Raw genomic sequence first — 16,486 nt, 5'->3', positions numbered from 1 at the left:
CTCCGGAATGTAATATAGTATAACTTTTAATTCCAGAAATTATGGAAACATTCAACAACATAAAAACATTATTACGCAAATATCCTGTGCCTGTCACATTGAATATGTTCGGGCTGGTGATGGCATTCACAGCCTTCATAATAATTATGGCACATGTGCAATATGAGCGGAACTTCGACAAGTTCCATCCCGGAGCCGACTGTATTTTCAAGGTTGAAATGCCTGAGAATCCTTATTTCCGCTCCGTACTTCCTCCGGGATTTGCCGATGCGGTGATAAATTCGTCATCCCATGTTGAGGCTGGCACGCTGTCCTGTCCTTTCGTCGGTGAAACATATCTTACGGTGACAGGCTCCGGAGGCGAGCTTGAAGGTTTCAAGCAAGAGGTTAACCTCGTAAACCCCGGTTTCTTTGATGTATTTGGTGTTGAGGTGACGGAAGGAAGTCGTGACGCGCTTGCCAAACCTGATAATGTCGCTATTCCGGAAAGCCTTGCTGAAAAGATGTTTGGCAATGAGTCTCCTATTGGCAAACTTGTCAGTCTGAAATCCAAATCGGACTATTTTCTGCCTATGACTGAAGTGTATGTCGGAGCTGTATATAAGGATTTTCCCGGAAACTCGCAGCTCAACAACGACATTCTTGTTCCAGTTCCGCAATCGTTGATGCAAGGTTTCGGAAACTCCAATTTCGTATGTTACCTGAGGCTGGATAATCCCGATAACGCATCGCTTGTGGCGGACGAGTTTAATCGTAATTTTGATTTCTCACGCTACACGTATCTTAATCCTGTTGCTCTTGTTCCGTTGCAGGACGTATATTTCATGGACGGCGAGGCGGATGCGTATGTGTTCAAGACGGGAAGCCGGCTGCAGAGCAATATGATGATTGTAATTGCGGTGTTGATTGTATTCATAGGCTTGTTCAATTTCATCAATTTCTATATTTCCCTGATGCCATTGCGCCTTCGTGGAATCAACACCCGAAAAATACTTGGTGCCGAAGTATGGACGCTGCGCCTCGAACAAGCCCTTGAGACTGCTTGCCTTGTTGGTTTTGCAAGCGTGTTAGCTGTTGGTCTTAGTGTTCCAGTTTCCTCATGGTTTGCCGAATCAGATATCATACAGGAGCCGGTCACCATGTCGGCATACGGCGGTCTGTTCGCGGCAAGCGTGTGCGGCGCCTTCCTGCTGGGAATGCTTGCCGGAATATATCCGGGCTATTTTGTCACATCTTTCCCGATGTCTTTGCTGCTTAAAGGAAATTACGGATTGACGCCTTCGGGCAAGAAAATCAAGAACGTGCTGCTCACGCTGCAATACACCATATCATCGGCATTGATGATATTCATCGTCTTTATATTCCTTCAAAATCATTTGATGATGCGCGCGAACACAAACTTCGACCAGGACCAGCTTGCCGTGATAAATCTCACAAGGGAAATGGCTGTGGAGCGTGGCTCGTGGCTTCGTGAAGCTTTGCGCCAATATCCCGAAGTTGAAGATGTCGCTTTCGCCAGTGGTTATATCGGCGGGCAGGATTCATACACCACCGGAGCTATGGAATGGCATGGGGAAGAAGCAAAGACTTTCTTTATCAATTGTTCGCCCAATTTCTTCAAAGTGATGGGAATTGATATTATTGACGGTCGCGACTTTACCGGTGATACGGACAACGGTGCCATAATCAATTCCTATCTTCGTGATAACTATGGTGTGGAAGTCGGGACAGTTATCAGTGGTGAGACAGATGTGGTGGGCGTTTGTGAGGAGATAGCTTTCACTTCGGTCCGTGAAGATAAGGTTCCTGTCGTCTTTTCCGTCTGTCCTGTCGAATCCGGACGTATGTCATTCGTATATGTCCGCTTGAAGAAAGGATTCGATGCGGTGACTGCGGTGTCGCACATCCACAAGGAAATAGCAACAATGGATGCAGCTTATCCTGTGGATGTCAAGTTCTACGACCAATTGCTCGATGCACTTTATAAAAAGGAAATACGTTTCGGCAAAACAATATTGTGTTTCTCTGTGCTTGCAGTCGCACTGTCGTTGATTGGTGTTTTTGCAATGGTGATTTTCGACATTTATTATAAAAGGAAAGAGATAGCTTTGCGGAAAGTTTTCGGAGCCGGATTCGCGGATATAATAGGTTGGGGAATAAAACCATATTTTGTTTTTGTCAGTGTCGCTTTCATAGTAGCCGCCCCGATTTCGTGGATGATTACTTCCGACTGGTTGGAGAACTTTGTAAACCGCGTTCAGCTAAGTCCGTTGGTGTTTGTCCTCATATTTCTTGCCATGCAAGCTGTCACTTCGTTGCTTATTTATGTTATTTATGCGACTGTGGCTAAGGAAGCGCCTTCTGACAGTTTGTCTGCTGAGTGATTTTAAATATAGACATACTTATAATCATCATTTAAGTTTCGCAAGTTGCTCAACTTAAAAGTTAACAAGGCTTCAGATACGAGTCGACAAGGTCAGAACACCTGTAATTTAATGAATTATTATCCAAAAACCTTGTTAACTTGTCTTCTTGTCAACTTGTTATCTGTAAGTTTATCTTGCGAAACTTGAGTAATCATCACATAAATAAATGAGAAATATGCTAAAGACATGTTAGAACCATCTAATCCAAAATATCGGCTCACCTAGGTGATTCAATCAGCTCACCTAGGTGGATTGATTGGCTCACCTAGGTGAATTGATTAACCCACCTAGGTGGTTCGATAAAAACATTTAGATAAAAGGATAAAAAGATTAAATTGGTAGAGGGTAATGATTGTTATCTAAAAATCTTTATTTTTGAAATAAATTCTTGTCAACACCTTATATAAAAGTTGTGCTTGCGAAACTTAAATAATGTGAGTTCGACGAATTATAAATGACAGATAATAGCTTAAATGGATTATTCAGGGAAAAAGAGCTTTGATTGGACGGTGGTCGTTTTCCCCAGGGCTTACACCCTGGGCTATACAAATCAGGCAAATGCCTGATTAGAGAAGGCTTTCAGCCTTGATAGATAGTTCTGAATTCTGTTAAATAGAAATGGAAAAGATAAACATATAATGATGAACAAAGGAAAGATACTGGTAGTTGATGATAATACAGGAATTCGTTCGGCACTGTCGGTTTTGCTGCCCAAGCATTTCGACAAGGTGGAGCTGTTGTCGTCGCCAAAAGATATTCATGCGATGATGCGCGGATTTTCTCCCGATGTTATTTTGCTGGATATGAATTTTGATACTGACACCAACACGGGGAATGAAGGGCTGTTTTGGCTTTCGGAGATAAAGAAAGTGAATCCTGCTGTGGAAGTTGTGCTTTTCACGGCTTATGCCGATATAGCACTTGCCGTGGAGGGAATGAAGCGCGGAGCCTTCGATTTCGTTGTGAAACCGTGGGATAATGAAAAACTCGTATCAATCCTTGCATCAGCGTGTGGTAATAAATCAACTTCTAAAAAAGGAAAGGTTGCGGATGGAGAGGCAACTCAGGCTGTAACCATGCACTGGGGAAATAGCGAAAAGATGCTTTCCATACACCGGACTGTTGGCAAAATAGCGCCTACTGATGCCAGTATATTGATTACGGGCGAGAACGGAACCGGAAAGGATGTACTTGCCGCAGAAATTCACCGCCTTTCGGACCGTGCGGCAAAACCGATGGTTTGCGTTGATGCCGGTGCTATCACCGAAACATTGTTCGAAAGCGAGCTTTTCGGACATGTGAAAGGTGCATTCACCGATGCTCATGCGGACCGCGTGGGAAAAATAGAGCAGGCAGCCGGAAGCACTCTTTTCCTGGATGAGATAGGAAATATTCCTCTGTCGTTGCAGGCAAAACTGTTGCGTGTGCTTCAGAACAGGACTGTCAGCAAGGTTGGCAGCTCGCGCTCGGTGCCTGTGGACATTCGACTGATTTGTGCCACTAACCGTAATCTGGAAGAAATGGTGCGTAATGGAGAGTTCCGCGAAGATCTTTTCTATCGTATCAACACGATACATATTCCGATGCCTCCGCTTCGTGAGCGGACGGACGAGATAATACCTCTTGCCGGAATATTCATGAAACGCTATGCCGACAAATATCGCCGCAATTTGCACAGTATATCTCCTGAAGCCGAACAGATGCTGTTGCATCACAATTGGAACGGAAATATACGTGAACTTCAGAATGTGATTGAGAAAGCTGTTATCATGTCCGAAACTTCTGAACTGTTGCCGAAAGACCTTGGCATTTCATCACAATCTGCCGTTTCGTTACAAAATCCCGAAAACGAAACACTTGAAATGGTTGAGGAAAGAACAATACGCCAGGCAATGGAACGTTGCAACGGAAACCTTACGCATGTGGCTAAACTTCTGAACATAAGCCGCCCGACGCTTTATACCAAACTTAAGAAATACAATATATGATTTCTACCGGATATGTTATATTGATTGTTGCGGCTGCAGTTGTCCTGTCTGTTGTATTTTCCAGAGTATATTATCATAACAAGATACTTGGGAAAATAACATATATGCTTGATGCTCTGGAGGACAAGGAACTTAATTTTCGTTTCGACGAGAGCCATCTTCACAACCGCCGCCTGCATAAAACTCTTAACAGAATACGCGTCATTTTCGAAAAAGAAAAAGAGGAGATTGCCGAGCATGAGAAATATTATGCGCGTATGCTCGACCAGGTGACAACAGGAATAGTTGTAGTCGACCGTGAAGCGAAACGCGAAGGCAGAGTGATATATTGCAATGCTTCTGCGCTTGCGATGCTTGGCATGGCAACATTCAGCCAGACAAGGCAATTGGGAAATATCAGTCCGGAGCTGGAGAATTGTTTCCGTTCGTCAGGTCCGGCGCTTAATGATATGCGCGTTTCCATATATAATGAAAAAGGGAAGACTACTCTTTCCGTAACAAACACTGAAACTTCGTTACAAGGAAAGAGTGTGAGTATTTTTGCCCTTAATGATATAACCAATGAAATGGCACATAACGAAGAACTATCTTGGAACAGGCTTATCCGTGTTCTTACCCACGAGATAATGAATACCATCACACCTATATCTTCGCTTAGCCACACATTGTCCGTTGAGCTTGAGAAAACATCGCCAGATGCTCCGGTGAACCGGAAAGAGTTGAAGCTCGGACTCGACACTATCTCTGATTCGTCCAAAGGACTGATAAAGTTTGTTGATACTTATCGTTCGCTCACCCGTATATCCGCTCCGCAGAAGAAGGCTTTTTTCCTGAGAGATTTGGTTGAAAGAGTAAGGAAACTTTCGCATGAGCAGCTTTTGTCGTCAAATGCGGATTTCGCTTATAAGGAAATGTCGGACGATATTCTGCTTTATGCTGATGAAGACCAAATATCACAGGTGTTCATAAATCTTGTGCGTAATGCTTTGCAGGCTGGAGCAACTTCAATTGTTATTCAATCTGAAATAGACTTTGCCGGTTCAACAGTAGTTACGGTTTCAAACAACGGCAAACCAATAGGAAAAGACAAGCATGATGAGATTTTTGTTCCGTTTTATACAACCAAGCAGGACGGAACTGGAATTGGTCTGAGCATTTCCCGCCAGATTATGCGTATGCACAATGGTTCTATTTCATTGCAGGAAAGTAATGAGGAAAGAACTTCGTTTTTGCTTTGTTTCAGGTGAGGTGAGAAGAAAAAGTAGCTGTGTCAAAACAAAAAGAATGAAACACAGAGGCACAAAGTCACAGAGGAAATATATTGAGTATAAATAAAATATAAACTCTGTATCTCTGTGACTCTGTGTTTAAACTTATTTTGGTACAGCTTCTCTATTAGAAAATTAGTTTGATACACTCCATTCGAATACACCGGCAGAAACTTTCTCTTTCAGTTTTACTTCAAGTTTCAGAGCCGAAGTTTTCACCGGATTGAAATTTACAGTATTAGGATTTCCCTTTTCAGTGCTGTATTTGTCAGGATTTTCAACCTCTTTCCATTCTCCGGAATTATCCAGATAAAGAATTCTCCATGAAGAAGGAATATGGCAACCGCCCCAAGGACTGTCGTCATACCAATATACAGTAGAAGAGCTGATTGTTTGAGCTTCAGGGAAAGTATAAGTTATCCATTCTGTTGTTCCTTCTTTCGGCCACCAGTGGAAATAAGGAATAGTGCGGTCGTTTTCGTCTTTCGGAGTAAGACCGTCGGCAATTGCTTTCAGAGACTTACTGTCTATTGATGCTTCTATTTTACTTTTTGCAGCCAAAGTCGGAATAGTTGCCGGACGTGTAGCATAGGTTTCCTGAGGAAGCCATACACACATATTTCCTTGTCCGCGATGAGCCCAAGCATAATAAGGAATAAGAGTGAGAGTTTGGTCGATAGCCTTTAGTTTGCCATCTTCGCCATATTCCAGAGTCTGAACCGGAGTTTTTATTTGTGTGATGCCATGCAGCAAATCCGGTTTGCTTACTGTTTCGAATTCCGGTTTTCTGTTTGCCAGAACACTGAGAACATCGAAATCATTGTCCGGCCATTCTGCGCAATATACAACCGGACCACGTTCAACAGCAATCTTTCCACGGTCTGCTTCAACTTTGTTATTAGCCTTTACAGTGCGAACTTCCATATCGAAATGAACGGAAACCTTGTCTCCTTTTTTCCATTTACGGCTTATGGTGAAATATCCGTTATCAGTTTGTGAACTTACCGGTTCGCCGTTGAGCATAACAGAATACTGAGGACGTTTGCCGTCAGAATATGAATAAAGGTCGCTTGGCACAGGCTGGTTGCGAACCCATCCCGGGATTCTTATTTTAAGGTCGAATGTACCGGCAGAGTTTTTGTCTATACATATATTAATATCTCCATTCCAAGGATATGTTGTGTTTTGTGACAGTGTTACTTTCTTTCCGTTTACACAGAGAGTAGCATTGTTTGACATGAAAAGGTTTACATAAATACTGTTGTCCTTAACCGCATATACATATCCGGGAAGAGAAGGAATGAAACGGCAGATATTTGAAGGACAGCATGCACAGCCGAACCAAGGTTTACGCTGGTGCTGACCCATTGATTCCAGAGGATTCGGATAGAAAAATCCGCCACCATCCAGTGATACGCCTGATATAAGACCGTTGTAGAGAGTACGTTCAAGCACATCATAGTATTTTGATTCGCCATGCAAAAGGAAAAGGCGGTGATTCAGATATACATTACCGATTGCGGCACAAGTTTCGCAATATGCCGACATGTTTGGCAATTCGTAATTCTTGCCGAATGCTTCACCTTGATTTGTTGCACCTATTCCGCCTGTGATATATAGTTTGCGGCTCACGATATTATCCCAAATCCTGTCGATGGCATGAATGTAGGCTGTGTCGCCGGTGAGAGCGGCAACATCTGCCATTCCTGAATACATATATGCGGCACGGACAGCATGACCGACAGCTTCATCCTGCTGGACAACCGGTTTATGTGCCTGGCTGTATTCGTCTTTTCGTGATGTGTAGCCACGTTTATCCAGGAAAAATTTAGCCTGGTCCAGATATTTCTGTTCACCGGTAACGAGATATAGTTTGGCAAGAGCCATTTCCGCAATCTGATGTCCGGGCACTTTTACTTGCTGTCCCGGTTTGTCGCCAATTTCACGGCAAACGCAATCGGCATATCTTATTGCAACATCCAGGAAATTGCGCTGTCCCGTCGCCTGATAATGTGCGATGGCACCTTCCACCATGTGCCCAAGATTGTAGAATTCATGGCTGAGTTCTTCCACTTTTTCCCATCTTTTGGTGCCTGCCCATTCGTGAGGATGTTTGGGATTCATGGTACGTGCAGTGTAGAGATAACCGTCTGCTTCCTGAGCCGAAGCTACGATTACCAGCACGCTGTCTATATATTCTTTAAGTTTCTTGTCGGGATATGTTTGCAGCAGATAGCTTGCTCCTTCGATTGTTTTATATACGTCGGTATCGTCGAAAGAGTAGCCTGTCACTTTGTTGTCTTCACTCGGATGTGCTGCCATTTCAAAGTTTTTATAGCGTCCGGTTTCTTCGCATTTGCTGAATGCCAGAGGAATTGTTACTTCACGGCTGGCTTTTAGACGCTGTCCCCAAAATGAATCCGTAACTTTAACCGAAGTGAATGGAACTGGGTTAATCGGATATCCGTGTGCCTGTTTCTCTTTCTGAGCGTTTGCTCCAAATGTTATTAAAGAGAGGAGCATTGCTGAAATTACTGTCTTTTTCATGGGCTGATATTTTGTTGACAAGTTAACAAGGTTAAGGGTTTACAAGTTGATTATTATTGATGCCTTGTCAACTTGTATCTGTAGTAACCTTGTTAACTATTGTGTTTATTTTGCTAAAATAACACTTATTTTTGATATGATGCAAAAACAATAGCTATTTAATATATCAACTATACGAATCATTACTTTTGACCAATAAAAATACTTTTGAGTATATAAAAATAGCCCGAAGATTTTGCTCCGGGCTATTTAATATGAATGTTAGTAAAAATTAAAGTTTTAAAGTTTATTACTTATCAGATAAGCTTTGCCTTTTTCTGTAGGAAAAACAATACATTCACCATTGCTGCGGTCAATCTCAAACTTTACAGGTTTGTTGCTTACAGCATCAACAACAGTAACTTGTTTTCCGTTCCAAGGATTCATCACTTTACAAACTCTGTTACTGCGAGATTCTATTTTTACATAGTAAACCTTGTCAGCATCTTTGGCAGCAGAAACAAGGAACGCACCTTTTGCCTGGAAATTCTTGAATGCTACTTCTTTTGATGCTTCAACAGCAGGGAAAAGATGTATTCTTCCACTTCGGCTGTTGAGTAAAGTTTCAGCATTGAAATCGTTCCAGAAAGCTTTTCCTCCTGGAATTCCCATTAGTGTAAGAGCCTGTCCGGTTGTTCCGGCTTTAGATAGTTTTTTTATGGTTCTGAGCATCATGTCTTTCTGTTCTTTCGGAGAATCAAGTGTAATATCATCAGAAAGCAGAACAGGATATTGAGCAGCTTCACCAAAATGGTCTACATCCGGTATGTGATGAGGCTCAATGCCTTCGATTGCGCAGAACATAGGACCGTCTTCACCTTGCCATACAGGATATGGAACCAGATTGTCGGCAACTTCTTTCCATTGTTTTCTTAAATCTTCATCCACAGAAAGTATTTCTGAAGCTTCAGCAGCTCTGTTGAGTGCCCATTTGAACATACATAATGAGCTAATTACGTCTTTGTTTCGTGAAAGTCCGCCATACCATCCCCATTTTTCCGGGTCCATTGAAGGTATGATATGATAATATCCGTCGTTGCCTTTTTTTGCATATGCAGCATAGAATATTGCCATTTCTTTCAGCAGAGGATAACATTCGTTTTTCAAGACATTTATATCGCCTCCGTAGTCCCATTCATCCCATACAGGTCTGATGATTTGCGCCATTGTCTCAAGGCAGAATTCAAGAGTCAAAGTAGTATGCAGAATTTTGTCAGGCTTGATTGGTGGTTGGTATCCGTGGAATATAGCCATACCAGGCATTCCATACATTTCCTTTGCATTTCTTTTGGCTGCATCTTTCCAATGCCAAACCAGCTGTTTCCACATTTGCTGATGGTCTACACGGTTTCTGACGAAGTGCATAGTTGTGAATACTTCGTTGTAGCATGGAGAGCTGCTCCAAGCTTGAGCGTCTCTTTCCGGGTGAACATATTCGGCGCTGCACTCATATTTAGTCATATCAGTGTGCGTACCTCCACCATGATGGTCGGAATAAGTATTGTAGATATCAATAATATCTTCGGTACATTCTGTGCCATTCAATCCGTAGAAAACTCTTCCGTTTTCACGTTTGTCATAAAAGTTGCTCCACCATCTGATGTTTTCGTTAAGTACGCCATTGAATCCTTCTTTTTCAGCAATAGCAAGTTTCGCTTTTGCTTTTTCCAGCAGGTTGTCTCCATCATTACTTGTTACGATGGTAACCAAAGCCTCAAATTCATTATCCTTAGTGTTGAAAGTCACTGTTGAAGCAGAACCGCTGGCATTAGCTATTCTTTTTATCGGTGGAGGAGTTCCCAATCCTTTCTGTTTGTCTGCTGTTTTGATTTCTTCATTTTGGGCAGAAACCATTACACCAACCAGATAATATTCGAAACCTTCCGGGAATGTTTTTTCTGCAGGCATTCTTTGTTTTATCCAGAAATATTTTCCATCTGTACCACTTGTCGGAGGTTCCATTGGATAGTTGAATGTGCTGTCTGCTTCGGTTCCGGCTTTGATATATTCAGTTCCCTCTTCATTCATATAGTCCATGTGTACCATGTCTCTATGTCTGTAAAGGCGTAACCAGATGGGTTTGTCTGTTCCGGAAACCTTACCTTTTATAGCATAGATATTACTTGTCATACCAAGAACATATTGGATGTTCGCTTCTGTGTTCTGTTTCTTAACAGTCATTTCAACCAGACCATTAGCACAGCATTGCTTGATTTCCGGAAGTGGGGCATTTTCCAAGTCATCGATACCAAGTATGATCTGACCGACAGGCTTTAGACAAGGCATTGAGTATTCATGCGGCTGTCTGTAAGGATCATAAAACCCACCACCTTTTAGAAGATATCCATATCCCCATGGTCTCTGACAGTCTTTGGAAACACCTTTGAAATCTTTGTTTTTCGGATCGTTTGCTCCGTCAATAATTTCCTGAAGTGTCGGAGTTTCGAATCCTCTTGGATTAACCCTTCTGTCCCAAACGTCATTTTTTGTGAGACTGATTGTCAGACGGTTTGTCGGTCCCCAAAGAGTTGTTCTCATTTTGAGGTTGTTGATTGTCATCGCTTTACCGTCTCTGGGATAACATCTTCTGTTGGGAAGTGGATTGGATGTATCCAGCGTACTGACAAGAAAAACAGATTTCGCTGCTTCTTTCAACGGAATTTCTCTTTCCCATGGTAAAACATATCCTTTCGTCTCATTTACGGAAAGGGTGTTTTCTGTTCCTACTTTTTCTCCATTTAGAGTAGAACTCGCATTAGGAGAAAAACACATACTACATACACATAGTAGTAAAACTTTTTTTCTGCACACTAGGTTTTTCATAAAAAATAATTTAAAAGTTAAGTGACAGTATTTCTGTCATATTAATTGATCAATAAAAGATTAAGTCTGACTGCAATTTTCAACAAATAAACGAAAAAAATTGTATTTGATGATTATGTTGTGCTTTTTTTAATATTTTTGATAAACCAATCATATGTTGCTCATAAGTAATTGCAAACAGACATAATCAAACTTACTCCTTTATAATTTGCCTTATTGATTTTTCTCTTTATCTTTGTGATAAATGAAATGAAACATTACAAAATGAAACGTTATTTGTGCTTTTCTTTGGTGATAATGACTGTGTTGGCTATGTGTCTGACCGGTTGTAACCTTACTTCGGATGTCAAAAAGACAGAAGAGGTGAAGATTGATTCTATACAGGTAGAGAAGATTTATCATTTGCTGGACAATCCGGACAATCCGAATTGTAATCTGGTGATTGATTTTAATTATCCGGTTGAGTGTCCGGATAAGACAGTTCTTCCTGTTCTGCAAAAACAATTTGTTGTAGCATATTTTGGTGACGATTATGCCGAATTGACACCTCAGGAAGCTGTGAACAAGTATGTGGAAGATTATATTACCGGATATAAGGAACTGGAAGAGGATTTCAAAAAGGATATTGAAGAGAATGAAACACCAGGTTCTTGGTATTCTTATTATGAAATGTCGCAGAACGAAGTAGTGTATAACGAAGGTGGTTTGCTTTCTTTCACTGTGAGTTTTGAAAATTATACCGGTGGTGCTCATGGCTCTCATAGCTACACCAACTTTACATTGAACACAAAAGATGGCAAGCGGATTACTGAAGAGGATTTGTTTGTTGAGGACTATCAGGATTCTTTGGCTAAACTGCTTATAGATGAGATTACCAAAAAGAATAATTTGCAGGATCCAAAAGGACTGGAAGATATAGGTTATTTCAGCGTGGATGAAATTTATCCTAACAATAACTTCTATATAGATGCAACTGGTATAACTTATACTTTCAATGAATATGAGATTGCTGCCTATGCATTGGGACAGACTGAAGTGCATCTGTCATTCGAACAGATTATGCCGCTTCTGAAAGAAGGTAGTCCGGTGGCTGGAATGATTAAATAAAGGTTTGGTTGCCTGAAATCTTGTTGACAATTTAATATACATAATAGAAAATGAACGAGAATAATAATATTGAAAATCCGATAGTGGCACAACAACTTGCTTTGTTGAATTCTTATTTCCCGGAATTGACGGAAAAGCAGAAAGAACAATTTGCAGCATTGTATGAGTTGTATGCTGACTGGAACTCTAAAATAAATGTGATTTCAAGAAAGGATATAGACAATCTGTATATGCATCATGTTCTTCATTCTTTGGGAATTGCTAAGATGTTGCATTTTAAAGATGGTTCTTCTGTTATGGATTTGGGAACCGGTGGAGGTTTTCCTGGCATCCCATTGGCTATTCTGTTCCCGGAAGTGAAATTCCACTTGGTGGACAGTATTGGTAAGAAGATAAAAGTAGGACAGGCTGTTGCTGATGCAATAGGTTTGCAGAATATATCTTTCCGTCATTGCAGAGGAGAGGAAGAAAAGGGAATGTTCGACTTTGTTGTGAGCCGTGCAGTAATGCCTTTGGCTGACTTGGTAAAGATTATACGAAAAAATATCAGAAAGGAACAGATAAATGCATTGCCGAACGGACTTATCTGCTTGAAAGGTGGAGAGCTGGAGCATGAAGTGCTTCCGTTTAAAAACCAGGCTATGACTATAAAACTTGCTGATTATTTCAAGGAAGAGTTTTTTGAAACCAAGAAAGTTGTTTACGTTCCGCTATGATTAAGATTGAAAGATTTGAAGTGAATTATTTCTCGGAAAATACATATTTATTGTATGACGAGACCAAAGAAGCGGTGATTATTGACTGCGGTTGTCTGAGAGATGCCGAGAAACAGCGTGTAAGCCGCTTTATAGAGCAGAATAATCTTGTTTTGAAACGTAATCTTTGCACTCATTTGCATCTGGACCATATATTCGGTAATGAATATATATATTCTACATATGGAATTAGTCCTGAAGCTAATGAGGCAGATGAGGTTGTATTGCCTTCGGCAGAGGAGCAGAGCCGTGCATTCGGACTTCCTGTGGCAGTGAAAGGCGTTCCGCTGAAAGGATATCTTAAGGATGGAGACAAGATTGTTTTCGGGAATTCGGAACTGGAAGTTATCGCTTTGCCGGGACATACTCCCGGAGGCATCGCTTTCTATTCGGCAGCTGATAATTTTGTGATTGTTGGCGATTCTTTGTTTGCCGGAAGTATTGGCAGAACAGACTTGTGGGGAGGAAATCAGAATACTCTGGTTTCGTCGTTGAGAAAAAGGATAATGACTTTGCCCGACGATACTAAAGTATTCCCGGGACACGGACCGGCAACCACAGTTAAGAATGAAAAAGAATTTAATCCTTATATTTAATATTAAGACTATGGACACAAATAAATTTGTTAACCGCCACATCGGGATTTCTCCCGAAGATGTTCCGGTTATGTTGGAAACCATTGGTGTGAACTCTTTGGATGAGCTGATTGACCAGACAATTCCGTCTAATATCCGTTTGCAGCATCCGCTTAATTTGCCGGAGCCGATGACGGAAAGAGAGTTTGCAGAACATATCAATGAACTGGCTTCGAAAAATGAAATTTTTACTTCCTATATAGGAATGGGATGGTATGATACTGTATGCCCGGCTCCTATACAGAGAAATGTCTTTGAGAATCCGGTTTGGTACACATCATACACTCCTTATCAGGCTGAAGTATCGCAAGGACGACTTGAAGCCTTGCTCAACTTCCAGACAATGATATGCGACTTGACAGGACTTCCTTTGTCAAACTGCTCATTGCTTGACGAGGCAACTGCTGCTGCCGAAGCCGCTGCTATGTTCTTCGGCGCACGTTCACGTAATCAGGTGAAAGCTGGTGCTGACGTGTTGTTTGTTGATGATAAGGTTTATGAATCAACATTGGCTGTTATCAAGACCAGAGCTATTCCTCAGGGAATAAAACTGCAGGTTGGTGATTACAGAAAATTACAGTGGAATGATAAGATTTTCGGAGCTATTGTGCAGTATCCTAATGCTGATGGTTCTATTGAAGATTATCGTGACTTTGTTGCAAAGGCTCAGGAAAATGGAACAAAGGTTGCTGTTGCAGCTGATTTGATGAGCCTTGTGTTGCTGACACCTCCGGGAGAATGGGGTGCTGATGTTGTGTTTGGTACAAGCCAGCGCTTCGGTATTCCTATGTTCTACGGCGGACCGTCTGCTGCTTATTTTGCAACAAAGGATGAATATAAGAGAAATATTCCGGGCCGAATTATCGGTATTTCAAAAGATGCCTATGGACACCCGGCATACAGACTTGCTTTGCAGACTCGTGAGCAGCATATCAAACGTGAGAAAGCTACTTCAAATATCTGTACAGCTCAGGCTTTGCTTGCTACAATGGCAGGTTTCTATGCTGTTTACCATGGTGCTGAAGGTTTGAAGAATATTGCTGGACGTATTCATTCTTATGCCGGATTCCTGGCTAAGGAACTTGAATCACTCGGCTATAAACAATTGAATAAGGATTATTTTGATACATTGAAACTGGAACTTCCTGCTAATGTATCAATAAGCGCTTTACGTGAAATAGCATTGGAGTGCAAGGTTAACCTTCGTTATTTCGACAGCGGACTTGTTGGTGTCAGCCTTGACGAAACAACTCAGACTACAGACCTTGGCATATTGCTTTATATTTTCTCAGGTGCGGCTGGAAAAGATTATATGCTTAAGGATTCTGTTCCTGAAGCTGTTTATTTCGATGATAAATTCCGTCGTACTTCATCTTTCTTACAGCAGGATACATTCAAGAAATATCATACAGAAACAGAGTTGATGCGTTATATCACTCGTCTTGGACGTCGTGATGTGTCTCTTGCTCATTCTATGATTTCATTGGGCTCTTGCACTATGAAGCTGAATCCTGCTTCTTCAATGCTTCCTTTAAGCCTGGCTCAATTCCAGAACATTCATCCTTATGCTCCGGAAGATCAGGTTGAAGGATATACTGAACTGATTGAAAATCTGTCATCATATCTTTGCGAGATTACAGGATTCAAAGGTTGTACTTTGCAGCCTAACTCCGGTGCAGCTGGTGAATATACAGGACTTAGAGTTATTCGTGCTTATTTGGAAAGTATCGGTCAGGGACACAGAAATATCGTTCTTCTTCCGGCTTCAGCTCATGGAACTAATCCGGCAAGTGCTATTCAGTGTGGCTTTACAACTGTTACAGTCAAATGTGATGACAAGGGTAATATCGACCTTGAAGATTTCAGAGCTAAAGCAGAAGCTAACAAGGATAATCTGGCTGCCAGCATGATTACTTATCCTTCAACTCATGGTATTTTTGAGGCTGATATCAAGGAAATGTGCGATATTGTTCATGCTTGCGGCGGACAGCTTTATATGGACGGTGCTAATATGAATGCTCAGGTTGGTCTGACAAATCCTGGAACTATCGGAGCTGATGTTTGCCACTTGAATCTCCACAAGACATTCGCTTCGCCTCACGGTGGTGGTGGTCCTGGTGTTGGTCCGATTTGCGTTGCTGAACACTTGGTTCCGTTCCTTCCTCAGCATCCTGTTCTTTGGGGTAGTGATCAGAATACTGTATCTGCAGCTCCTTATGGCAGTGCCGGTATTCTTCCTATTACTTATGCTTATATTCGCATGCTTGGAACTGAAGGATTGGAGATGGCAACCAAAACTGCTATCTTGAATGCTAATTATCTTGCTGCTAAGTTTAAGGATACATATGGTATTGTCTATACAGGAACAACAGGAAGAGTTGGTCATGAGTTGATTCTTGAATGCCGCACAGTTAAGGAACGTTCCGGTATTGATGAAGGTGATATCGCAAAACGATTGATGGACTTCGGTTATCATGCTCCGACACTTTCATTCCCTGTTCACGGAACTTTGATGGTTGAACCTACAGAGAGTGAAAGCAAGGCTGAATTGGATCGCTTTGTTGAGGTGATGGAATGTATTTGGAATGAAATCAAGGAAGTGGAAGAAGGCAAGGCTGATGCTCAGGATAATGTATTGAAGAATGCTCCTCATCCTGAATATGAAGTGATGGCTGACGAATGGAAACATTCATATCCTAGAAGCAAGGCTGCGTTCCCGCTTGACTGGTTGCATGATTGCAAGTTCTGGATTAATGTGGCTCGTGTAGATAATGCATATGGCGACAGAAATCTGATACCTACTATTTGCACATGTGATTTGTAAAATAATAATTGCTATATTTGCCTTCCGAGAAAAACATAAGATTTGAAGAAGGCTTGTATCGAGATATAGTTTCA

9 protein-coding genes are annotated in these 16,486 nt (G+C 41.6%); 7 read left to right on the top strand and 2 right to left on the bottom strand.

The genetic code is table 11. The features are described 5' to 3' along the window. Positions 1-41 precede the first annotated feature (41 nt). The 3 genes from ACYIAR_RS05420 (at position 42) to ACYIAR_RS05410 (ending at position 5,661) form a co-directional block, all read left to right on the top strand. Positions 42-2,384, top strand: a complete 2,343-nt coding sequence (locus tag ACYIAR_RS05420; protein ID WP_480332652.1) for an ABC transporter permease — start codon at positions 42-44, stop codon at positions 2,382-2,384. Between the two features lie 680 nt (positions 2,385-3,064). Beyond that, positions 3,065-4,414, top strand: a complete 1,350-nt coding sequence (locus ACYIAR_RS05415; RefSeq protein WP_480332650.1) for a sigma-54-dependent transcriptional regulator — start codon at positions 3,065-3,067, stop codon at positions 4,412-4,414. After that, entirely contained in the window at positions 4,411-5,661 is a 1,251-nt protein-coding gene (locus ACYIAR_RS05410; RefSeq protein ID WP_480332648.1) for a sensor histidine kinase, read from the top strand. The genes ACYIAR_RS05415 and ACYIAR_RS05410 overlap by 4 nt, the downstream gene beginning before the upstream one ends. Positions 5,662-5,817: 156 nt before the next feature. Here ACYIAR_RS05410 and ACYIAR_RS05405 read toward each other — a convergent pair whose 3' ends face one another. Both ACYIAR_RS05405 and ACYIAR_RS05400 read right to left on the bottom strand, forming a co-directional pair. Beyond that, positions 5,818-8,229, bottom strand: a complete 2,412-nt coding sequence (locus ACYIAR_RS05405) for a glycoside hydrolase family 127 protein (RefSeq protein ID WP_480332646.1) — start codon at positions 8,227-8,229, stop codon at positions 5,818-5,820. 279 nt (positions 8,230-8,508) lie between these two features. Further along, complete coding sequence (locus tag ACYIAR_RS05400; protein ID WP_480332644.1) at positions 8,509-11,091, bottom strand: glycosyl hydrolase family 95 catalytic domain-containing protein; 2,583 nt, start codon at positions 11,089-11,091, stop codon at positions 8,509-8,511. A gap of 249 nt (positions 11,092-11,340) precedes the next feature. On the opposite strand from ACYIAR_RS05400, the gene ACYIAR_RS05395 reads away from it, so the two are divergent. Genes ACYIAR_RS05395 through gcvP form a run of 4 tightly spaced genes read left to right on the top strand, consistent with a single transcriptional unit; the run spans position 11,341 to position 16,412 of the window. Further along, positions 11,341-12,198 carry a DUF3298 and DUF4163 domain-containing protein gene (locus ACYIAR_RS05395; protein ID WP_480332642.1) on the top strand — a complete coding sequence of 286 codons (858 nt, stop codon included), beginning with the start codon at positions 11,341-11,343 and terminating at the stop codon, positions 12,196-12,198. 50 nt (positions 12,199-12,248) lie between these two features. Beyond that, on the top strand, positions 12,249-12,914 hold the full coding sequence (gene rsmG / locus ACYIAR_RS05390; RefSeq protein ID WP_480332640.1) for a 16S rRNA (guanine(527)-N(7))-methyltransferase RsmG: 666 nt from the start codon (positions 12,249-12,251) through the stop codon (positions 12,912-12,914). After that, positions 12,911-13,549 (top strand): MBL fold metallo-hydrolase, encoded by a 639-nt coding sequence (locus tag ACYIAR_RS05385; protein ID WP_480332638.1) that lies wholly within the window; start codon positions 12,911-12,913, stop codon positions 13,547-13,549. Before rsmG ends, ACYIAR_RS05385 begins: the two co-directional genes overlap by 4 nt. Positions 13,550-13,559: 10 nt before the next feature. After that, entirely contained in the window at positions 13,560-16,412 is a 2,853-nt protein-coding gene (gcvP, locus tag ACYIAR_RS05380; protein ID WP_480332636.1) for an aminomethyl-transferring glycine dehydrogenase, read from the top strand. The last annotated feature ends 74 nt before the right edge of the window (positions 16,413-16,486 follow it).

The sequence above is a fragment of the Parabacteroides sp. KHUB-01 genome, from assembly GCF_056640935.1.
This window is presented reverse-complemented; position numbering and strand designations above follow the sequence as displayed.